The sequence below is a fragment of the Marinoscillum furvescens DSM 4134 genome (genome assembly GCF_003386095.1).
Taxonomy (GTDB): Bacteria; Bacteroidota; Bacteroidia; order Cytophagales; family Cyclobacteriaceae; genus Marinoscillum; species Marinoscillum furvescens.
This window is the reverse complement of record NZ_QREG01000009.1, coordinates 73,880-96,744: the sequence shown is the minus strand read 5'-3', so window position 1 is coordinate 96,744 and position 22,865 is coordinate 73,880. Positions and strand designations below refer to the sequence as shown.

Here is a 22,865-nt window from a genome sequence, read left to right as displayed (position 1 = left end):
CATAAAATAGTAAAACCGGCCTTCCAATGGAGGCCGGTTTTTGCTAATGGTTGGAGAAACTTTTTCTCCAGAATTAGCCGCCTTAGTGCTATTTCTTAATCAACTTTTGCATTTCCTTTTTACCTACTCGTATCAGATAGGCACCAGCCGGTAGATCAGTTATATCGATACGTTCGTTGGTCTTAGCAACCCGCAGCAGCTGACCTGTGAGGTCGTAAACCTGCACAGTTTCCTGACTACTGCTTGTCACCTGAAAGCTACCTGATGATGGGTTTGGATAGATTTGAAAGATATCATGATCCACCCCAAGTAGGGTCGCGATTGTGAGGGTCGCGGTTTGACTACCGAAATAGTTTACCTCGTCGATCGTCACTGCTACTGCATAGGTACCTACCGCGTCTGGGGCTTCGGCCTCATCATTATACGTCACTGTATAGTTAAGCCCTTCCGGATTGGTAGTCACAGTAGGAGACTTAGCCGTACCATCGTGCGTAAACTCCAAGTCAGTAATGGTGATTTGAGCCTCTGCTTGCTCCACGATGAGTGTGCCGCTTTGTAATTGCAAGCTGTAGTTGTCAGCCTCACCGCCAGCAAGTGTGATCGTGTAAGTGCCTGCATCAGGACTTGCTGGTGCAGTGAGTGTAGGCTCTGCTCGTAAGACATCTTTGTTTTCACCATTTACAAACCCTGAATAGGAGATCTGGAATGGTGGTGGTTTGCTTCCGTAGGTGTAGGTGACATCATTTGCAGTAGCTGTAAGTATTGCACGATTGACCACTAGATCTTGAAACACCGTATCTGCAGCCAGGTAGGAGTTGTCTCCTTTTTGGATCGCAGCAATTCGTATGGTGCCTGCTGCCGAATGCACCAAAGTAGTCGCTTTACCAGCGGTAATTGTGCCTGGGCCGCTGATGATGCTAAAGCTGACCGGTAGCGATGAGCTTGCCGTGGCTGAAAGCGTGACACCTCCGTCCCCGTAAGTAATGGGGTCTAGCGCTGCAAAACTTATGGTTTGAGCGAGTTTTTCGATTACTTCAAATGAAACCGTTCCGCTTACTTCATTGTAGTTGTCGTTACCCACCTGAGTGACCGTCACCGTCACCGTGCCGAGGCTCCCATCCAATGTAATGACATTATCGCTGATGCTTGCCGGACCTGATACGCTGTAGCTGAGTGGTAGTTCGGTATCTACAGAAGCTACCACAGTTATAGCTCCACTCTCTTGCGAATGATTAGGTATTGGATCAATTGTCAAGACCTGATCAGCTTTGTTCACATTGAATGAGAGGGATTGCGCAAAAGGCGCATAAGTATCATCACCCTGGTTGGAGGCCAGGATGGTCGCTGGTCCGGCTCCATCTATGCGAATCAACGCTTGCGATCCATTTCGACTCGCGGTGGAAACGATGGTTACTTGTCCTTCTTGCACACTATACTCCAGATCGAGTCCCTGATCGGAAGTACCGGTGATGTTAAAATCTGCGTCTCCAAATGTGCGATCTTGAATACCCGTAAATGTGAACGTCTGCACGTCTTTTTCAACCACATTAAAGCTAAGCGATTGACTCACGGAGTTGTAGTTGTCATTTCCAGCCTGGCTGATGGTAACCTCTACCAGACCCACGGTGCCATCCAGAATGATGATGGAGTCTTTAATGGTAGCCGGACCAGAGATGCCGTACGTCAGCGGTAACCCTGAGCTCACTTCAGCTTCAATAACCAGGCTATCTGACAGTGTAGACTGATCCGCAATTGGTTCTACAGTGAGTACCTGATCTGCTTTGAGTATGGTCACAGTGGTGTCATACTGCAAAGGAGCGTACTGGTCATTGCCAGCATTGCTCGCACGAATGGTGGCTTCACCAGCCCCGATTATGCTCAGTGTGGTAGCTTCTGAGGTGCTAGATGCTACCTCCAAACCTCCACGTACAATGGATATGGTTGCGGCAAGTCCACTGTTGGTTTGCGCCGATACATCAAAATTAACATCACCATAGGTGAGGGTAGGGATTTCACTGAAAGATGCTGATTGTAACTCCTTGTCTGATACCGTGACTTCTGCGGTGGCCGATGCAGAGTTTCCACTTTCGTCCGCTACTGTGAGTGTCACCGTGTTGGCGCCGAGATCATTGATGTCAAAAGAGGCTTTATCCAAAGTGAAAGTCAAAGATGCTGTAGCTGTGCAATTATCTTCGGAGCCATTGTCTACCTCATCAGGGGTAATAGTGGCTGTACCACTTTCTCCAAGTACTACCGTGATGTCTTTGGTGACTACTGTAGGCGCTTCTGTATCACCCACGGTGATAGTAATGGTCTCAGGCATCTGATAGGTACATCCCTGACAGGTAATTGTGGATTCTGCACCCCATACTGTCTCAGGATCCATATTTTGGAGTTCGGCATGTAGGTTGCCTGCTTTATCGGTGACGTCCATGCCACTGGTTTCATTCAGCGGATAGTAGGCTTCCAGCCCCTCTTCCAGACCACTCAGGCAGATGTCCTTATTGGCTACTATCTCAGCTTGTGTTCTACTTGTAGACCATAGCCGTACTTCATCCATAGATCCACTGAAATTCACGTTGGTACCATTAAACGTGGTGATTCTTCCTACAGCAATTGGGAATGGTCCACGGTTGACCATAGCATTGGGTCGATAGGCAAGTGTTTGAGTTTGCTCTACGCCATCATAGTAAACCTTCAAGCTGTTGGAGTTGCCATCATAGCTCACAGCGATGTGCGTCCATTGGTTGACAGGCGGTGTAGGATACTGGTAGTAGGTGACTGTGGATCCGTTTATCCTACCATGTGAAATAGTCAGTTTGCGAGAGCTTTTTTGTACGTAAATCTCAAGATCGCTCGTCGAGCTATTGGCTATGCCCAGAAGTGAATTGGTCGTTGAGCTGCTAAAGGGAGCATTGACCCACATTTCTACGGTATAAGATTTACTGTAGTCAAAGGTCACGTCGTTTTGCGAAAGGAAGTATTCTTCTCCTTTGGCGAAAGCTAACCCTCGGCCTTCAGCAGCTGATGTTTCTCCGACCAGGTGATAGGTGGAGGTTTCCGAGATGGCACCAGTAGAAAAGTTGATCGATTGTCCACTTCCTGTTACAGGTCCGGCAACTACAGATGAGTCCTGGTGATTTCTTAGGGAGTACTGTAGCCCCTGGGAACTTCCGCTGGTAATGATGGTGACGCTATCTCCTACTGCGCAAATGTTGGTAGCAGAAGCCGTGAGCGTAATGTCATATACATCGGAGGTTACCGTCACAGTGGCGGTTGCACTCGTGCTGTTGCCTGCACTGTCTGTAACGTTGATAGCTATCAGATTGTCTCCAATATTGTCACAACTCAAAAATCTTGGAGCGAAACTCACATCCAGGCTGGTAGAGTCCGTACAGTTGTCACTGATGCTGGCGATGACCATTTCTCGAGTGATCGCTACGTTGCCATATTCATCGAAGGCTACCGTAGTGTCTTTTGCCGCTATTGTAGGCGCCTCCGTATCTCCTACCAACACTCGGGTCTGCATGACTCTGTTGCATGTGTAGGTACAGGAAAGTGCGGCATCACTCACCAATCCTCCGTTGGCACTTTTGTTTATGATCTGAGCCGGCGTAGCATTTACCTGGTCGGTCATCACCGTGCCGTTCAGATTTTCCATATCGTAGTGCAATACCAGGGTCGTGTCATCAGGGGTACCACAGGTCAACAGATCATTTTCGAGTTGATCTGCCATCCGTGTAGCTTTATAGATTCTGATGTCGTCAAGTTTCCCATTAAATGTTTGACTTCCCGGGAAGGAGCTATTGTTGAGAAAACCGAAAGTAAGCTCACTACCGGCACTTTTTACTGGTGGGTCAATAGTAGCAGTCCCAAAATAGGTGCCTCCTGAGTAGATGGTAGCATAGGTACCGTCGAAGGTGATGGCCAGGTGTGTCCATTCATCACTTGGCAGTGCCTCTTTTGGAAAAGAAACTGTTGAGGTAGTAGCACCATTTCCACGGTTGTGAAGTACGGTGATTGCACCTGTAGAAGCATTTTGGTAGATTTCTATGTCACTGCCGGTGGTACCTCCAGCGTAAAAGAGCGTATTGTAGTGAGACGAATGTCCACCAATCGTTTCTTTGACCCATGCGGAGAAGGTATAGCCTTCTGAGTAATCAAAATCATTGGGCGTAGCTACTGCCAAATACTCACTTCCAGAAGGAAGCGACAGTGCGTTTCCATCAAATGGAACTTCGGCGTAGATGTCAAAAGAGGTCTGTTCTGACACGCTGCCCGTTGAAAAGCTTAAGGCACTTCCTGTTCCGGCTATAGGGCCATCTACTACGCTGCTATCAGCACTTTTTCTTAAGTAGTAGTTGACTCCCGTTTCGGAGGTATCGGTGGTGATGGTCACCTCTGCCGTGGAAGTTCCATCGAAGCAGACTGGTGTGGCATCAGAGCTGATGGCTAAATCATGAATGAATGACGTAATGTTTACCGTGACATTTTCGAAAGTAGTGTTGTTGGAGCTATCTCTGAGGATATAGCGGACTTGTTGGGGCCCTAGCTCACCACACATAAAGCGTGAAGGCTGCACTTCGCGAGATGTGATCCCGCAGTTGTCATATGATCCATCATCGATCATATCTGGAGTCACTGTCGCAAACCCGGTACTTGGGTCTACGGGTACATTTGCAAGTCTGGTGACGAGCGTTGGTGCCAGCTCATCGATGATGTAGTGCGTTTTGGTCACGGTATGTGTTTCGCCATTGAATGAAGCGGTGATAGCGATCTCTACGCTACCTAGATCAGTACAATCGAACGAGGTTTTTGAAACTGCATACGTCACAGCGTCGCATTGCGTGGTGGACGAACTCAGTAGTGAGGTCTCCGGAATGCTGTATTCGCCATTGGCATCTAAGCTCAGGTAGGTACTAAAGCCGGGCTCGATGGTAGGTAAGACGGTGATGGTGGCGGTGGCAGTAGATGTGTTGCCCTCACTATCAGTGGCCGTAAGCGTTACACTGTTTGCACCCAGATCATCACAGGTAAAAAGCGATTTGTCCAGGCTAAAGTTGACAATGGGCTCTCCACAATCGTCCGTCGATCCATCATCCAGGGAAGCGGGATTGACGATGCTGTTCCCGCTCGCATCCAAATAGGTGGTGATATCCTTAGCGATTAGTGTGGGTGCCGCTTGAGGTGCACAAAAGCTTTTGTACTCCACATCATCGATGGTGAGGTTTACCGCCGATCCATTGCTGGATAGGTGCCTAAAGGCTATGCGGTTTGATTTGGAGCCTGTGAAATTGGCAAAGTCATAGGAGTATGTCTGCTCTGTGCCAGACAAGGTGTATAGCTCTACCCTGGTGAAGGTATTGCCACTGAAAAAGCCCATTTCCAACGATACGTTTCCGGAGTATTCCTTTCTGGCTTTGAAAGAAAGGGTGCCGTCCATATTTTCTACGATAGGAGTAATGGCAATGCCTCCGTAGGTGGAGTTGATGAGCAACTTACTTTGGTAGGCTTGAATACTGCCTCTTTCACGGCCATTGTAGGGTGCTGTGAAGTGGGTGGTCCAGCAATCTGGAAGGATGGTGCGGTCATTAGGATCTGGTGGGTTGTTAAAGTCTTCTACCAGATTTTGGAGGGGAGTGGTGCATTGACTGTATCCTTCCAGGTAAAAAAGCGAAAGGACTAGCAAAGTCAGGTAAATTCGTTTCATAGCATTTTTATTATGTAGGCGCTTTATTGCGGTACATCAAAAATGCTTTGTACTATTAGCAGAAATTTATGTCAATTTCCGAAGGTGGGTTTTCAGTTTCCGAAAGGCCCGCCTGCTCTGGCTGTTCTGCTGGTTTTTTAGTGATTCATCACTTCAAAGAACTCATCTTTTTTGTCTTTGGAGATATTCACAGACTTTTCATTGTCCATGATGATGTAACCACCGTCCTGATTGACATATTGCTTGATGTGTTTCAGGTTGATGAGATAGGAGCGGTGTGGTTTGTAAAACTCGACCATTTGCTCCAGGTGCTGCACAAAAAACTTGAGTGGCTTGCTCACCAAAAGCTCACCGGATGATCGGGTAAAAACTCGGGTATACATCCTGTCGGCTTCCATCATGATGATCTCTTCCAAAGCGACAAATAGCACTCCATTGGATACCGGCAACCCTATTTTTCGAATATTATTGACATGCAAAGTGTTTTTGAGTTCCTCCAATCGCTCACTTACTCTGGACTTATCTATTTGGGTGATGGCCTTATTCACGGCAACTTCCAGCTGCTCATCGCGGAGTGGTTTGAGGAGGTAGTCTATGGCGTTTAGCTCAAAGGCCTTGATGGCATATTCGGAATAGGCCGTAGTGAAAATAATCTGAAAGGTGATCTGATCCGGGGTGAAAAAGTCCAGAATTTGAATGCCGGAATAGCCCGGCATTTCAATATCCAAAAACACAATGTCAGGACTTTCTTTATTGATTTTGGCCACACCCGATGGCAAGTCGCAGGCCTCATGAATTTCGGTGATTTGAGGGCAATTTTCCTCAAGTAGGACACGCAGCAGATTGCGCGCTTTGAGCTCATCATCTATTATGACTACTTTCATAAGGCCTTGCTTTTAGCGTAAGAGATCGGCGAATGATAAATTTAATGATTCAAGCTGAATAGCGCAGCTGATATTCGCCACTCAAGGTTAGGTTACATTTAGGAGGAACTATCGGGTCATTTTCCCAAATCACGCTTTCGATTTCCAAACGGGTTGCTCTACCTTATCCAAAAGCGTCTAATGGGACCGTAATAGTAACCAGCGTGCCATCGGCCAGGCCATCTGAGGTTTTCAAGTCCTGGATGTCTACGGCCAGGGGGTTTTTCAAACCAAAATTGATCAGATCGATGCGCTCCTGAATCGCCCCGGTAGCATAAGACTTATGGTTGCCTGGTTTCCGACTATTGATTTTTTGGGAAGCTTCTCTGCCTATCCCATTATCACGCACCAATACACGAAGGTTTTCCTGATCTCCTTCAAACGTAAGCTCAAGTCTGCGAAGCCCTTTTTTATGTAGCAGTCCGTGTTTGAGGGCATTTTCTACGAAAGGCTGCACGAGCAGTGCGGGGAGTTCTGTAAGATGAGGGTCCAGCGTCGGGCTCACATTCACTTCAGCGATGAGCTCGTCTTCAAACCGCAATTTTTCCAACTCCAAATACAGTTTCAGTGCGTCCACCTCTTCCTGCACGGTCACCGATTTTTGTTGGCTGTGGTTGAGGTATGTACGCATCAGGTCTGCAAACTTGCCCAGGTATTTACCTGCCAGCTTTTTCTCATTGAGCATGATGTACTCCTGAATGGAATTCAGCGCATTGAACACAAAATGTGGGTTCATTTGGGATCGAAGTGCTTTGAGTTCAGATTTTCGGTATTGCTGCTCGATCTCCAGTCGTTTTTTGGTTTCTGATAGCTCCAGGTCCTTCAGGTTGCGTTCCTGTTTGAGTTGGTATTGGCGATACCCGAGTACACTTCCTCCGATGATGATTGCTATCAAGACTGCCAGCGAAACCAGTCCGTAGCGTTGTTTTTCTAGTTTCAGGTTTTGGATTTGGGCTTCTTTGGATAAGGAAGCTATGGCAGCTTCTTTTTTCTCCGTTTCGTATTTGGTTTCCATTTCCGTGAGCTGTTTGGATTTGGTCGCATCTAAAATTTCTTTGCTGCGTTCAGAATGCTCTAATTGGGCAAGATAAGCCTGAGCAAATTCCCCTTTTCCGTTTAGCGCCTCGGCCAGCCGTTTGTAGGCTTGGGCCAAATACTCACTATTTTTCATTCTTTCGGCCTCTTCAATACTTCTACGAGCACTTTTTTCCGCTAAATCATATGCCTCCATGCGCAGGTAGTTGATGGTATTGTCGAGATAGAGTCTGGGAAGATTAGCTCCAGACCCTTGCGAAGCGATCTGAATCGCCTCTTCCAGAAATTTCGCGGATTCCTCGTAATTACCCTGGTTGGTATGTGCATAGCCCAGTCCCTGCAAAATCAGAACTTGTGCATTTTGATCTTTGAGTTCCTTGTTGACCAATATCGCTTGATTAAAGTAGTCAATGGCCTGTTTATGATCCGAACTATCCGAGGCGATGTATCCAAGAAACTCCAAAAAAGATATTTGATGTCTTAAATCTCCAATTTCCGTGGCAAACTTGAGGTTTTCGTGCAAGGCGTTGACATCTACTCGCTCTGGAAAATGGTCGTAATGGATGGTAGCAATGTTTACCATGGCCAATACCTTGAGTTGAGGGAGGTCGTTCGTTTCGGCCAGCTTGTAGGCTTTGAGGTAAGTGGCCAGGGCGGAATCCAGCTGACCTGTCTGCTGCTGGACAATTCCTATTCCGGTATACACAGCGCCCTGTATTAATACATCATCAATTGATATGGCGATGTTGAGCGCTTTATTGAAGTTTGTAATACTCGAGTCATATTCGCCATTCATTTGATAGAGGTAGCCGACGTTGTTATACAATTTGCCGGCCAGGCTTAGCAGGTTCGTATTCGTCAGTGCAGTTTCAGCCCCGCTGCGATAAAACAAGATAGCGCTATCCGATTTGCCCAGACAATACAACATGGTGCCGTAATTTTTCAATGCACTCACATGACCTTCAGTGTAGCTGGTATCGCTCAGTTTGTCCAGAATAGTTCGGAACACTTCTCTGGAGTACAATTCATTGGTGCAGGCACTGTCATTTAGTATCAAGTTCAGGCTATCTATTTGGCTCTTTTGCTGACCAAAGGAGACCTGCATGCAAATGACGAGTAAAAGAAAGGGCAGAAGGCGGTTCATGGTACGTAGAAGTTGACTTTGATTAATGGAAAAGCAGCAGTTGACTACTTGGTTGGCGATTTTGATATCACGTGGATGAAAATAAACATTTTAATTCTTTGAATGAGAAAAAGTCTTTTTATCGGTGGTGCTAAGGTTCGGAAATTTCAATACCATGGGTTTGTAGATCCTGGGCACTGCATAAGGGTCCCTGCCACCTTATAATTACTTACAGGAGTCGGTCGATTATTGATTTCATAGGCTAATTGAAATCAACATTAGTCAGGTTTTTCATATTATTTGGCGGTGAGCTTCCGGGGAGTAGCTATGGCTTTTCGAAATGCGCTACCTACTTTCCAAATAATAAAGTTAAACCAACGGGAGTTTTTCCGGGATGCTTATTTAGAATTTCAGTCGTCTTTCAGGGTATGTGCCGGATTGATGAGCGCCGAGCTGATAGTTTTATGACTGATGGTCACCAAAGCTATCAGCAGGGTAATTAGAAATGCCCACACAAAAAACCAGGGGCCTACCGCAATCCGGAAGGTGAAATTGTCCAGCCATTCATTGAGGGTGAAAAACGAAATGGGAGCGGTGATGATGAATGCGATACTCATGAGTACCAACACTTCGCGTGAAAACATCAAGAGGATGTGTAAAATCGAAGCGCCGAGGGCTTTTCTTACACCGATTTCTTTGGTTTTGTTCATGGCCATAAAGGCTACCAGCCCGTACAAGCCCAGGCACCCGATGAGTATGGAGATGAGCGCAAAAAACTTCAGCAGTTGGGTGATGTTTTGTACCTCTTCATAGTTTTCAGCCAAGGTTTGGTTGTAAAAGTCATAGTCCAATACATACTCTGGATATACGGCATTCCAGGTTTGCTCGAAATGGTCTCGTGCCTCTTGCACTTTGGCCAGGGATGCGGCCTGAAAGGATACGTTGTAAAAAATCCGTGGAATATGAAGCATGATCACATAATCCATGTCGCGCTCCAGGGAGTAGGTATGGAAGTTTTCCATCACGCCTACTACTTTTTTATCTCCACCCCAGCCAGTGCTCAGTGTCTCACCGATGGCTTCCGCATATCGATCCTTAAAACCCATGAGATCGGCCACTTTTTTATTGATCACCACATGGTTGCTATCTCCTTTTTGCACCCCACGTCCGGCTATTACTTCAATATCAAAAAGGTCCAGGTAGTGTTCGTCCACAGCTTTGAAATTACCGTTATAGTCCTGCTCGATCTCCAGAGGGTCGTAGTTGAAATTGCTGTGGGAGTCTGAAACACCCGTAGGTTGGCTGAGGCCAAAGGCAGCCTTACTGATTGCTGGAGATTGTAGCAGCGCTCTGCGGAAACGCTCCATTTTATTTTCGTCACGGTCTGGCAGGTAGCTCGTCAGTATGGCGTCCGTCTCAAAGCCCAAATCTTTGGACATGAAATAGTCCGTTTGGGAAGAGACCACCAGCGTTCCGATGATCAGGAACTGTGAAATCACAAACTGCGCGATGACCAGCGCTTTGCGGAGTGGTAAGCCTCCAGAGTGGGTGTAGCCTGTTATTTTCTTTTTGAGTGCAGCCACGGCATTCATCCGAGCCAGAAGCACCGAAGGATAAAAGCCAGAAAACAGGCTGACCACCAAAAACAACAGGCCCAGGAATAGTATCGTTTCTGGTGATTGTAGCAAATTGAGCGATAGCTCGTGACCAATGATCTGCTGAAGGGATTTGAAAAGTAGCTCGCTAATGGCCAGCGCTAAGAGCAGGGAGCAAAAAGTAATAAGTGCTATCTCCGATAGAAACTGCACGACCAGCTGGTGACTCATGCCACCAATAGCCTTTCGAATACCGATTTCCTTGGCTCGGTTGGCTGCCTGTGCGGTAGCCAGGTTGATGAAATTGATGCAGGCGGTGATGATCAGGAAAAGGCCAATTACCGCAAGGGCATATAAAAACTCAGGAGAGATGGCTTTTTTGTAAGCCCCATATTCCTTGTCGAAATGTACTTCGCTGAGTGGCTGGGCCAGGTAGTTTCTTTCTTTTGAGCGACCTTCTTCGTGGTATTTGTCCACAAAGGGCAGAAGTTTTTCATTGAAAGCCGCCGGATCAAACCCATCATGCACCAGCACCCAGGCATTGGTACTGGAGCTGGTCATGTTCCAGCTGGTGCCACCTCGGTAGTAGGGGTTTACTTCACCCTCCTGGCCTGCATAGTCAAATATATAAGTAAATGGAAGCGAGGTGTTTTGTGGAGGATTTTTGATCACTCCCGTCACCTTAAAGTCCCTTACGTTATTGAAATTGATCAGCTTGCCCAGTACGGAATATTCGTGTCCCTCTGGAATACCGAAAAGTTTCTGCGCTTCGCGCTGGGCGATGACCACACTTTTAGGCGCTGCCAGTGCCGTGGCGGGATCCCCAGCGATCCATTCTACCGTAAAAACATCAAAGAAGTTAGCATCCGCAAAACTGATGCCTTCATCGATCATAAACTTGTGCAGCTCGCCATTAGGACCATAAGTGTTGAGCTGACCATCTCCAAAGTAGACGGTGCGGGTCACCTGCTTCAAATCTGGAAAATCCTCTTGCAGTGCCGGGCCTAGCGGGTGAGGCACGCCCATGCCTTTGTCTACTCGGTCTGCGTGGATGTTTTTGGTGACGATCCGATAGATGTGGTCGTAATGTGTCTGGTGGGTGTCAAAACTACGCTCAAAGGTGATCACCTTGAAGATGACCAAGGCACAACCAATTCCCAGGGCAAGCCCGAAAACATTGAGCAGGGTGTACACCTTGTTGCGCTTCAGGTTGCGCAGCGCGGTGATGAGGTAGTTTTTAAGCATGTGTTGTTTACTTCAGGTCCAAAAATACCCACATGGTGCGAATTACATGCCAGAAGATAAAAGCTGTCAATTTCCCGTATGGATGCGGTTTATCCGTTTCTGAGTGAATGAAACTGTACAATAAAATGTCCGAAGGTGGACAGTGAGATCTCGAAGGATTGACTGTTCATGCTGCAATATAAATTCTGGGATGGTTGTCCTTAAATTCAGTAATTGTTAATTTTGGGATAATCGTCCTTAAATTGAATATGGTTTTTGATAAAAATATACTGCTAGGTCGGATAGTAGATGACAATACCTGGTGGCAGGATCGTAAGATTCCTTTTTACGATGAGTTCAGCAAGCGAAGGTATTATGACGGGTTCTATGAGCTTGTGTCTCAGAAGTTCCCCCACCGGGCGGTTGTGCTTATGGGGCCGAGGAGGATTGGCAAGACCGTCATCATGTATCAGGCCATCCAGGATTTAATTGATTCGGGTGTTGACCCCAAACGGATATTTTATTTCAGTTTAGATACACCTATCTACACAAACCTCGCCCTGGAAGATCTGGTCAATGATGGAAGATCAATTAATGAGGTTTCTTTAGAAGGAGCCTATATTTTTTTTGATGAAATCCAGTACCTGAAGGATTGGGAAATTCATTTGAAGTCTTTAGTCGATAGGAACCGAAAAACGAAGTTTATCGCAAGTGGAAGTGCAGCGGCGGCACTTCGGATGAAAAGTATTGAGAGCGGCGCAGGCAGGTTTACCGATTACTTTTTACCGCCGCTAACATTTGCCGAATACGTCGATTTAAACGGATACGACAACTTGCTCACGGAGACGGAGGTTGATTTTGCAGGACCGAGACGATTCTTTCAGTGTTCAAATATCGAAGTGTTCAATAACCACTTTGTTGATTACATAAATTTTGGCGGTTTTCCGGAAATAGCTCTTAATTCTGATAAGGTAAAGAACCCGGAGCGGGTCATACAAAAGGATATCACTGATAAGGTAATCATGAAGGACCTACCGGGACTTTTTGGCATTGAAAACACACTGGAGCTTCAGCAGTTTTTCAATGTCTTGTCTTACCGAACGGGAGAAATACTAGATTATAAAAAGGTATCTCAAGAGACCAAAACGGACAATAAAACCATCAAAAAGTACATCAAGTACTTAGAGGCAGCTTTTCTGGTCAAGGTATTGCATAGAGTCGATTTGTCAGCGAAACGATTTAAGAACATAACCCAATTCAAGGTTTACCTTACCAATCCCAGTCTATTCACGGGACTTTTTGGGAGGGTTGCTGATTCGGATGAAAGGTTTCCTCATTTAGTTGAAACTGCGGTATATGCGCAATACCTTCATAGAGAACACGAATTCTTGAGGTATGCCAATTGGAAGGTTGGAAAAGATGAGGGTGAAGTAGATTTAATTCAGGTCAGCAATAATTTTCAGGAGGTTCGCTGGGCAGTAGAAGTGAAGTGGTCAGATAATCCAAAAGCAGGAAAGCTGAAAAAGTTTATGTTGAAAAACAACCTGCCGAAAGGTGTGATCACAAGCAAAACAAAATTCGAGGATTATGATGATTTGTTGATCGTTCCAAACAGTATTTATGCATATGTGGTCAGCAAGAATGCACTTGATAAACTTGATAAGGAAATCATTTAAGTTGCAGCGTTTGCGGACTTGGTAAGTTCTAATAATCGCTGGCTGTCCGGAAAAAGTATTCCAACCCGGGAGACCTTTTACAAAACAATACTTGTCCTTCCGAGAAGTCCTAATGAGGCTGTTGGACTAGCGTTTTATTCCTTCCTGCGCCGCAGGGAACAGTAATGTAGCGCAGGACAGCATAAAATTCCGCAGGAGAATTATAAATCCTCGCAGGGCAGAAGATTATTTCGCAGGAAGGGACCAAGATCTCGCAGGAAAGCCTGAAAGTGGCGCAGGAACAATAAAGTTCACGCAGGACAAATCATACTGCCCGAGGTTCGGGTCATCCTGAGTAGGTCGGGTCACCCTGTTTACCTGCCGTCGGCATGGAGCTGGGGGTCATCCTGAGCTTGTCGAAGGATAGGTCCCCCGGCTCACTGTTTCAAGTTTTGTCTTAGTTTTCGAGGCTAGCCGCCCGCCAAGTCTGCTTCGCCGAAGGCGGGCTCGAACTGACAAAACCTGCGTGATTGAAGGGACATCAAACATTGCCGTGTTTTAACGTCACATAGCATCAGCCAGAAACCCAGGAGGTTTCCAAAACCTCCAGGGTTTATCCTGCCACTCAAGAAGCGCAGAAACAAAAAAAGGTGACTGAACTCGCTGTTCAGTCACCTTTTTCAAATTTCATTAATAGTAGTGCTTTTAAATTGGCACGTTAACGTGGCGCTCTGCATGGTAAGATGAGCGTACTAACGGACCAGATTCCACGTATTTTAGTCCACGCTTGAGGCCCTCTTCTCGGTATGCATCAAACTGGTCCGGATGGATAAACTCGGCCACTTCGATGTGCATTTTGGTAGGCTGCAAGTATTGTCCTAGTGTAAGGATGTCTAGCCCATGCGCTACGGCATCATCCATGGCTTTGTGTACTTCATCAGGAGTTTCGCCCAGGCCGAGCATGATTCCAGACTTGGTGCGTTTGCCAGCTTCTTTGGTCAGCTTGATTTGCTCCAGGCTGCGCGGGTATTTGGCCTGAGGGCGCACGCGTCTGTAGAGACGCTCTACGGTTTCTATATTGTGCGAGACTACCTCTTGACCCGGCTCTATCATTCGGTAGAGTGCGTCCCAGTTGCCTTTTACGTCAGGTATGAGCGTTTCTATGGTCGTCTCAGGGCTCAGTTCTTTTACTTTTTTCACGGTTTGGTACCATACTTCAGCACCACGGTCTTTCAGTTCGTCCCGGTTTACTGAGGTAATTACAGCGTGTTTTACTCCCATGGTAGCGATTGCTTCGGCCACTCGCTGGGGCTCTGCTTCATCGTATTCTGGCGGACGACCAGTAGCCACTGCGCAGAAGGTGCAGCTTCGTGTACACACATTGCCCAGGATCATAAAAGTGGCCGTACCAGCTCCCCAGCACTCACCCATATTGGGGCAGTTGCCACTTTCACAGATCGTGTGGAGCTTATTTTCGTCCACGATTTTGCGCACCTGCGCATATTCCTTCCCTACGGGGAGTTTCACACGTAGCCAATCCGGTTTTTTTACTTTTTTGGCTTTATCCTGAGAAATAGTGGGTAGTTCTATCATGTTATTATAATGTAACGCAAAGTAACCTTTGCTATGTCAAAGTTCCAAACAAGGCTTTCTATCTCCTTGTTCCCCAGTAGATGCTGAAATAGAGAGCAGTAAATACAGCTCTGTTTTCCTGAGTAGGTACGATGATGATTTTTTTGGGGTAGGCTTCCAGCGAAGCGCCGACTTCTACACCTGCCACGTTATTTTTAAAAGCACCGAATTCGAAGGCAAGTCCGGCTTTGGCATTGGCTCCCGGCACGATACTGCTTTCTCCCAGTCCCTGAAAAAGCTTGCCAGACCCTTGAATGGAATTGAAACTCTGGTGACGCTCTGGGTCAAACTGAACGTAATTGCCATTGTAAAGGATGTAGTATGGCGCTACTACACCTATGGTAGGCCCTGCTGCTGCTACAGCACTTATTTGAACACCTTGCTGAGGAGCTTTTTTAAACAAAACCCGCTCACGTCCATATTGTCCACGGATGGCATACAGATAGTTTGCCTTTCCCCAGACAAAGCGAGTGCCTGTAGTGGCTGATGGATAATGCCATTCTTTGGGGTGTTTCACATTCATTAGCTCCACTCCATAGGTCACAAAGGTGTTTTCCTTTTTGCGCCGAGCCAACTTAAATATTACTCCACCCACCAATCCACTATTGGTGTTTTTATTGACCCCCCAGGTGATCTCTGTATCATAGTCATCCTCCTCCGTTTGCCCTATGGCTAGCAGGCTGCTAAAGATCAAACCAATGAAGATGACTTTTTTCATGTAAACTGTTTGTGTTTTGTTAAAACGGAGGAACTGAGTGGCTGCTTCCCTACTTAGCTACTCTAAGATAATCAACAAGTGTGAACTGCTGTGGGTTCTACGCCGAAACGGGCTTAATCTTCGCTAGCAGTTCGTCATACGATATCCCAAAGTGAGAGTTGTCATAGATACAGGAGCCGTTTTGAATCACCAGCACCTGCGGTGACTGGTGGTCCACTCCATAGCGAGAGGCAATCTCATTGGACACGTCACGGTGAGCTATCAAATCCAGCAGGTACGTTTTGGTACCATGGGTCTCTGCTTCGTCCCATTTTCGCTCCAGCCTGTTGAGCGCGGCTCCACTAATAGAGCAGCGGGTGCTATGCTTAAAAATCACTACGGGTTGTGTCTCAGAGGAGGCATCGATCTCTTCCAACTGCTCAATGCGATCCAGGTTATTCCACTTAAGATTACTCATTCCAGATGTCTGCTTCTTTTTTATCAAACTTTGGTTTCGAAATTTTATCTGTAACAGCGTCGGGTTGTTCTTTGTTCCTGTTGAGGCGCGTCCAGAAGATGTTCCATTTGCGCAGGCCGTCCCGCATGAGTTCACTGTCTTGCTTGGCTTTTTTGTGAGCTACGCTTGGATGCATAGCGTTTTTGCGTATCCACTTCTGCTTAAAGTCACCTCTATAATCCATTCGGTCCAGGTTGGGCAGCGGGTCGTAGCGTGGCAGTTTGGTAGCCTGAAAGTTTCCTTGTCCGCGGGTCATGGCCAGGTTAAATGCCTCTTTATACCACTCTCGGTAGGTTTTGGTTTCCCCTTTGTACTTGGAGACAAAGAAATTATACGTGCGGGTTTGCTTCTTTAACCGCTCGTTTACCTCAAAACGATTTTCGTTCGTAGAGTAGCGAGGTTTTATCCAGCTCCAGTTTTGGTCTGCGTATGGCGAGCTTGGAGAGAGGCGTGGAGCCACTCGCTTGTCTTTTTTGGAGAACGGCATGCCCGCAGAGTAGCGGGGCGCTACATTTTTGTCTTTCTTCGTAAAAGGACTTCCGGCCGACAATCTGGGGCTTACTGTTTTATCCTTTTTGGTAAACGGGCTTCCTGCTGAGAGCCTTGGACTCACTGTCTTGTCTTTCTTGGTAAAAGGACTTCCCGACGAAAGCCTTGGTGTGACTTTAATGTCTTTGTTGGTAAATGGGGAGCCCGCCGAAAGCCTTGGGCTTACCATTTTGTCTTTTTTGCCGAATGGCATCCCTGCCGAATAGCGAGGACTTGGGCCACGGTCAAACAGCTTGTCCCAAAAAGTAGGCTGGAATGGTGATCCCGCCGAAAGCCGAGGAGACACCATTTTATCTTTTTTGGTGAAAGGCTTGCCACCACTCAGGCGTGGAGCCACACGCATGTCCTTGCTAGAGAAAGGTGATCCTGGAGAAAATCGAGGTGCTGGCTGGCCAGTACCAAATAGTCGCGCAAGAAAAGACTGGCGAAAGGGGTCTCCTGCCGAGTAGCGCGGAGAAACAAACTTGTCTTTTTTGGTGAAGGGCGAACCAGACGAATACCGCGGAGCAACGGACCTGCGATCTTTGAATAGCGCCGCTATGCTGCCACTGCTGCTCATGGCTCCACGTGATCGGTAGTCTTTAAAGAGGTTTTGTCGGTTGCTAGTACGGGGCTGTACGCTTTTGCGTTTGTTGAAAGAAGCAAACGGTGATCCTGATGCGGAGCGTGGAGATGAAGCCTGATACTGTGGCTGCCGACCACTTGCAGAGCGGTTTTTACCTTTAAAAAGGTTGAAGAAAAAGCCACCTTTCTGGTCTTTTTGCTTGCTGGTTTTCAGTTTGCTGTCCGAATCGGTGATAAGCTGCGCAGACGTTTGTAGGTACGCACCACTCCCCAGCAGCAAACAAAAAATGAATATGACCCGAAGACTTTTCAACACCCGTTTTGAGAGATTACCACCAAAGATTTACATTTTCGGCCGCAATCCCAATCAAAAGCAGCCGAATCCTCCCTCAATAACGCATCAATTGGTCGATTTTGTGTTTTAGTCGTTGCTTTGGTAGGAAATTGTCTTCCAGGGCTTTGGCAAAGGGCACCGGTGTGTCCAGGCTGGCTTCCCGTAGCACAGGTGCATCCAGGTGCTCAAAACAATGCTCACTGATCCACGCGCTGATCTCTGCACCAATGCCTCCCGTGAGGGTATCTTCGTGGAGCACCAGCACCCGGTTGGTTTTCGCTACGGTAGCTTGTACCGCATCCTTGTCCCACGGGAGGAGGGTGCGCAGGTCCAGAATATCCGCCGAAATACCCATATCCGCACAAGTTTCTACGGCCCAATGTACGCCCATTCCATAAGTGATGATGCTCAGCTGGTCGCCTTCAGCTGCCAAAGCCGCTTTGCCCACTTCGGTGGTATAGTAATCGGCCGGTACTTCTGTACTCAGTGATCGGTAGAGGTATTTATGCTCAAAGTATAAGTAGGGATTTGGATCCTCTATGGCTGCATTGAGCAGGCCTTTGGCATCTATCGGATTTGATGGATAAACGATCTTGAGCCCTGGGGTATGAAAAAACCAGGCTTCATTGGACTGAGAGTGAAAAGGTCCTGCACCTACACCAGCACCGGTAGGCATGCGCACCACCACATCTGCCTGTTGGCCCCAGCGATAGTGGATTTTGGCCAGGTTGTTGACGATCTGGTTAAATCCACACGTCACAAAGTCTGCAAACTGCATTTCCATGACGCTTTTCATCCCTTTGATAGAAAGCCCCAGGGCGGTGCCTACAATGGCGGACTCACACAGGGGCGTATTGCGCACCCGGTCTTTGCCAAACTGCTCCACGAATCCTTCGGTGACTTTAAAAACGCCTCCATAATCGGCTACATCTTGTCCCATGATGACCAGCTCGGGATATTTTTCCATGCTTTGGCGCAAGCCTTCGGAGATGGCATCTACAAAGCGCAGCTCCTGCGTCCTTTCAGATTTAGGCGGTTGGGCTTGTAGCTCATAGGGTGCAAACAGGTCGGCGATTTCTTCTTCCATGCTGGCTTCCACGGCTGGTTGGTCAAAGGCTTCTTTTACGGCCGTGTTGATGTCTGCCTTGAGTCCTTTTTTGATGTCTTCCAGCTCGGATTTTTTGGCTTTTCGAGCTTTTAGCAGGTATTGCTCATAGTTTTCGATCGGGTCTTTGGCAGCCCAGTGTTCCATCAGTTCTTTGGGCACATATTTGGTGCCGGAGGCTTCCTCGTGCCCGCGCATGCGAAAGGTTTTTGCCTCGAAAATGATCGGTCTTGGGTTTTTGCGAATGCTCGCTATCAGAGGTTCCAGTTCATTGAGTACTTCCAGGATGTTGTTGCCCTCCACACTGTAGGCTTCCATGCCATAGGCGGGGCCTTTTACTACAAAAGACTCAAAGTTAAACTGCTCAGCACTCGGGGTAGAGAGGCCATAGCCATTGTTTTCGATCACAAAAATTACGGGCAGACTCCACACCGAAGCGACATTGAGCGCCTCATGAAAGTCCCCCTCACTGGCACCTCCGTCTCCTGTAAAAACCAGCGTGGCCTGAGAAGATTTTTGTAGCGTGTTGGCCAATCCAATGCCATCAGCAATGCCTAGCTGTGGTCCGAGGTGTGAAATCATCCCTACGATGTTGTGGGCTTTGGAGCCAAAGTGAAAGGAGCGGTCTCGCCCTTTGGTGAAACCACCAGCCTTGCCTTGAAACTGCTCAAAAAGCTGGGTAAGCTCTACACCACGGCTGGTAAACACGCCCAGGTTGCGGTGCATGGGCAGGATGTACTCTTCAGGGCGCAGAGCCAGTGCGGCCCCTACGGATATGGCTTCCTGACCGATGCCCGAAAACCACTTACTGATCTTTCCCTGCCGGAGTAGAATGAGCATTTTTTCCTCTATGAGGCGAGGCGTTACCAGCTCACGGTAGATGTGTAGGAGTTCTTTTTTTGACCTTCCTTTTGGATCAAAGTTCATAGCGACAAATTTTTCTTTGAGCGAAACAGCATCAGCGCTTTCCGCCTGATTTTTGGGATGTTGCGCTCAAAAGGGGTGAAAAAATTTGACCAAAGGTAAAAGTTCTCTCAGCAACAATTCGACAGGGATATTATTTAATTTTGGCCGCTCATGGTAGACTACAAAGAACACATCCTCCCCAATGGCCTTCACCTCATCGTTCATGAAGACCACAACACCCCGCTGGTATGCCTCAATATCCTCTACAAGGTGGGCTCCCGAAACGAGCGACCGGATAAGACCGGTTTTGCGCACCTGTTTGAGCACCTGATGTTTGGTGGATCCAAGCATGTCAAAAACTTTGATGAGCCGCTGCAGGCGGTAGGCGGAGAAAACAATGCCTTTACCAACACGGACATTACCAACTACTATGTGACCGTGCCGGCCCCAAATGCCGAAACGGCATTTTGGCTGGAGTCCGACCGCATGCTGAGCTTGTCTTTTGACCCTGAAGTGCTGGAAGTGCAGCGCAAGGTAGTGATCGAAGAGTTTAAGCAGCGCTATCTCAACCAACCCTATGGAGATGTGTGGCTCAAGCTCCGTCCCGTGGCTTATGAAAAGCATCCGTACCAATGGCCGACCATTGGCAAGGAGATCAGCCACATCGAAGAGGCTACCATGGACGATGTAAAAAGCTTTTTTAAAACCCACTACCATCCCGGCAATGCCGTACTCGTAGTGGCCGGTGACATCACTGAGCAGCGGGCGTTGGAGCTCACCGAAAAATGGTTTGGTGAGATACCTGCACAAGAAATGCCTAATGGTCAGATTGCAGCGGAGCCAGATCAGCTGGCACCGCGCAAGCTAAAGGTGACCGCCAATGTACCTGCCGATGCGCTCTACAAAGCTTATCACATGGGCGGGCGAATGGGCAAAGCCTATCATGCTGCGGACCTGTTGAGTGATTTGCTGGGCAGGGGCAAGTCTTCGGTGCTGTTTCAGGAGCTGGTGAAAAACAAGCCGATGTTTTCGAGCCTATCTGCCTATGTGATGGGCAGCTATGATCCGGGACTGCTGGTGATTTCCGGTAAACTGCTGCCCGGTGTTGATATAGAGGAGGCCGACCGGGCGATTCAAGCGCTGCTGGAGCCGCTGAAAGACCAGGTGGATGCAGATGCGTTGGAAAAAGTAAAAAACCAGGCCGAAGCTACTACGGTGTTTGCGGAGGTAGACCTGCTCAACAGGGCTATGGGGCTGGCTTATGCGGCATTTCTCGGCGACACCAACCTGATCAACGATGAGCTTGAGCTCATTAAGTCCATTCAGACAGAAGACATTTGCGCTGCAGCGAAAACCATACTGAGAGAAGACAACTGCACCACGCTATACTATCAAAAAAACGAACAATGAAACCAAACATACGAGTAGGATACGGATATGATGTGCATGCCCTTGCTGAGGGGGTGGATTTTTGGCTCGGGGGCATTCAGATTCCTCATACGCACGGAGCCTATGGCCATTCGGATGCAGATGTGCTCATCCATGTGATTTGCGATGCCCTTCTAGGGGCCGCCAACATGCGCGATATCGGCTATCACTTTTCGGATACCGACCCAAAATTTAAAGGCATCGATAGCAAGATTTTGCTTAAAGATGTGATCAAAATCATAGGTGAAAAGGGCTACAAAGTGGGCAATGTAGACGCAACCGTGTGCTTGCAGCGGCCTAAAATCGGGCCACACATCGAGCAGATGAAAACGACCCTTGCTCAGGTGATGGACGTGGATGTGGAAGACGTGTCCGTAAAAGCAACTACCACCGAGAAGTTGGGCTTTGTAGGCAAAGAGGAAGGCGTGGCGGCACATGCCGTGGTGTTGATCTACAAAGAATAGGGCGGTGAACTATCAGGTAGACCGAGAGGCACGGATGGAGCGGTTTTCTGGAAAAGGAGGCTGGACCTATGTGCACATTCCTGAGATAGCCCCTGATCCACATGCGGCTTTTGGCTGGGTGACGGTAAGTGGCACCATCGATCAACTACCTATCACTAAGCGAAAGCTAATGCCTAAAGGGGATGGCACGCTTTTCCTGGCGGTAAAGGCTGCGGATCGTAAAAAACTCAAAAAGGAAGTTGGGGATCATGTTGTGCTAAAACTCTACATCGATGAGCACCCCGAGGAGCTTACGCAAGAATTGCTGGAGTGTTTTGCTCAGGAGCCCCCCGAACTACTGGAGCGCTTCCATCACCTCAATCGGTTTATGAAGAAAACCTACCTGGATCAGATCTACTCCGCCAAAACCGAAGAAGCCAAAGCAGAGCGCATTCTTAAGATGCTGAGAGACTTGGAGGGGAAGGGGTGAACTGTAAAGGTGATTGAGATTGTTCTTACTTCACAGTGTTTTTATCTTTAAGTTATGGACCTAAAAGCAGAAAAATTGAGTTTGATGGAGTGGCTTGCTGGGCTTGATGATGTACAAACCATTCATCCGTTGAAAGCACTGCGTGCAACCGATGAGGAGAAATCTAATCAGGTAATAAGCCATGCAGAGCAAAAAGCTTTAGAGCAGGGGTTGGATGCTATTGCAAATGGGCGTGTGCATTCACATGAATCTGTGAAAGAAGGCGTTCGTAAAAAATTCCCCAACCTCTTCAAATAAGTCATGGAAATAATTTGGTCGGAAGAAGCCAAATCAGACTTTGAATCCAATATCCAGTACTTGTTAGAAAAGTGGTCCGAGACTTCTGCTTCAAACTTTATTGATGAAGATGAGTCAATCATAAACTTGAATAAAAAAGGAACCCTGATCTATTTTCAAAAAGTGGATTTCGCTCATTGCGTAGTGCAGAATGCATGACCAGCGTTTTTTATTGCAGGTGATCAATGATTTCTCTCATTGTTCTTTCGTCAAGTTCAAAATACTCTCCATTTCGTTCCTGGACTATCTGAAACTGCATAAACCAATATTTAGGGTTTAGGGGACGTTGAATTAATTCAATCGAAAAGTCCTGTTTAACCCGTGCTGGTATTCTGTTGAATTGTCCAAGAACAGCCCGTGCTTTTGTATAACCTTCTATAATGGCAACTGCAAAAATGAACATCGCAAAACTGTACCCAAAGAGTTCACATGCGATGAAGATCATTAGAGGGTCCTCATCCACGCCATTTACATGTTTAACAACAAGGGAAATTGTGGTTGCGATTCCAGCGAACAGCAATGAGCTAATTTTTAAGCAGGAAAGTGTTGTTCGCTTATTCAGTTTAAAGTATTGCCAGAAAGTTAAGGCGGTCATATTG

At 47.4% G+C, this 22,865-nt stretch carries 16 protein-coding genes; 6 read left to right on the top strand and 10 right to left on the bottom strand.

The genetic code is table 11. From position 1 onward, the window contains the following. Positions 1 to 88: 88 nt before the first annotated feature. The 4 genes from C7460_RS11275 to C7460_RS11260 all read right to left on the bottom strand — a co-directional run bounded on the left by C7460_RS11275 (position 89) and on the right by C7460_RS11260 (position 11,631). Entirely contained in the window at positions 89 to 5,710 is a 5,622-nt protein-coding gene (locus C7460_RS11275; RefSeq protein ID WP_115868209.1) for a LamG-like jellyroll fold domain-containing protein, read from the bottom strand. Positions 5,711 to 5,847: 137 nt separating this feature from the next. Beyond that, complete coding sequence (locus tag C7460_RS11270) at positions 5,848 to 6,594, bottom strand: LytR/AlgR family response regulator transcription factor (protein WP_115868208.1); 747 nt, start codon at positions 6,592 to 6,594, stop codon at positions 5,848 to 5,850. Between the two features lie 163 nt (positions 6,595 to 6,757). Further along, the gene (locus tag C7460_RS11265) at positions 6,758 to 8,812 is read right to left on the bottom strand and encodes a tetratricopeptide repeat-containing sensor histidine kinase (protein WP_115868207.1); all 2,055 of its coding nucleotides are present in this window, start codon (positions 8,810 to 8,812) and stop codon (positions 6,758 to 6,760) included. 389 nt (positions 8,813 to 9,201) lie between these two features. Further along, positions 9,202 to 11,631: an ABC transporter permease gene (locus C7460_RS11260; RefSeq protein WP_115868206.1), complete on the bottom strand. Its 2,430-nt coding sequence runs from the start codon at positions 11,629 to 11,631 to the stop codon at positions 9,202 to 9,204. Positions 11,632 to 11,879: 248 nt separating this feature from the next. On the opposite strand from C7460_RS11260, the gene C7460_RS11255 reads away from it, so the two are divergent. Then, positions 11,880 to 13,286, top strand: coding sequence for an ATP-binding protein (locus tag C7460_RS11255; protein ID WP_115868205.1), 1,407 nt, complete (start codon positions 11,880 to 11,882; stop codon positions 13,284 to 13,286). 684 nt (positions 13,287 to 13,970) lie between these two features. Here the strand turns inward: C7460_RS11255 and lipA are convergent. The 5 genes from lipA to C7460_RS11230 all read right to left on the bottom strand — a co-directional run bounded on the left by lipA (position 13,971) and on the right by C7460_RS11230 (position 19,590). Further along, entirely contained in the window at positions 13,971 to 14,858 is an 888-nt protein-coding gene (gene lipA / locus C7460_RS11250; RefSeq protein ID WP_115868204.1) for a lipoyl synthase, read from the bottom strand. Positions 14,859 to 14,916: 58 nt separating this feature from the next. After that, positions 14,917 to 15,615 (bottom strand): hypothetical protein, encoded by a 699-nt coding sequence (locus C7460_RS11245; RefSeq protein WP_115868203.1) that lies wholly within the window; start codon positions 15,613 to 15,615, stop codon positions 14,917 to 14,919. Between the two features lie 97 nt (positions 15,616 to 15,712). After that, entirely contained in the window at positions 15,713 to 16,072 is a 360-nt protein-coding gene (gene ytxJ / locus C7460_RS11240; protein WP_115868202.1) for a bacillithiol system redox-active protein YtxJ, read from the bottom strand. Continuing rightward, positions 16,065 to 17,537, bottom strand: coding sequence for a hypothetical protein (locus tag C7460_RS11235; protein ID WP_147302918.1), 1,473 nt, complete (start codon positions 17,535 to 17,537; stop codon positions 16,065 to 16,067). The genes ytxJ and C7460_RS11235 overlap by 8 nt, the downstream gene beginning before the upstream one ends. Before the next feature lie 76 nt (positions 17,538 to 17,613). Further along, the gene (locus C7460_RS11230; RefSeq protein ID WP_115868200.1) at positions 17,614 to 19,590 is read right to left on the bottom strand and encodes an alpha-ketoacid dehydrogenase subunit alpha/beta; all 1,977 of its coding nucleotides are present in this window, start codon (positions 19,588 to 19,590) and stop codon (positions 17,614 to 17,616) included. 150 nt (positions 19,591 to 19,740) lie between these two features. On the opposite strand from C7460_RS11230, the gene C7460_RS11225 reads away from it, so the two are divergent. Genes C7460_RS11225 through C7460_RS11205 form a run of 5 tightly spaced genes read left to right on the top strand, consistent with a single transcriptional unit; the run spans position 19,741 to position 22,425 of the window. Continuing rightward, complete coding sequence (locus tag C7460_RS11225) at positions 19,741 to 20,979, top strand: M16 family metallopeptidase (protein WP_115868199.1); 1,239 nt, start codon at positions 19,741 to 19,743, stop codon at positions 20,977 to 20,979. Continuing rightward, positions 20,976 to 21,461, top strand: a complete 486-nt coding sequence (gene ispF / locus C7460_RS11220; RefSeq protein ID WP_115868198.1) for a 2-C-methyl-D-erythritol 2,4-cyclodiphosphate synthase — start codon at positions 20,976 to 20,978, stop codon at positions 21,459 to 21,461. Before C7460_RS11225 ends, ispF begins: the two co-directional genes overlap by 4 nt. A 4-nt stretch (positions 21,462 to 21,465) precedes the next feature. Next, positions 21,466 to 21,930: a YdeI/OmpD-associated family protein gene (locus tag C7460_RS11215; protein WP_245986315.1), complete on the top strand. Its 465-nt coding sequence runs from the start codon at positions 21,466 to 21,468 to the stop codon at positions 21,928 to 21,930. Positions 21,931 to 21,984: 54 nt separating this feature from the next. After that, positions 21,985 to 22,227: a hypothetical protein gene (locus C7460_RS11210; protein ID WP_115868197.1), complete on the top strand. Its 243-nt coding sequence runs from the start codon at positions 21,985 to 21,987 to the stop codon at positions 22,225 to 22,227. A 3-nt stretch (positions 22,228 to 22,230) separates the two neighbouring features. Continuing rightward, a complete protein-coding gene (locus C7460_RS11205; protein ID WP_115868196.1) occupies positions 22,231 to 22,425 on the top strand; it encodes a type II toxin-antitoxin system RelE/ParE family toxin in 195 nt (64 codons plus the stop codon). Positions 22,426 to 22,435: 10 nt separating this feature from the next. Here the strand turns inward: C7460_RS11205 and C7460_RS11200 are convergent, their stop codons facing one another. Beyond that, complete coding sequence (locus tag C7460_RS11200) at positions 22,436 to 22,861, bottom strand: hypothetical protein (RefSeq protein ID WP_115868195.1); 426 nt, start codon at positions 22,859 to 22,861, stop codon at positions 22,436 to 22,438. Between the last annotated feature and the right edge of the window lie 4 nt (positions 22,862 to 22,865).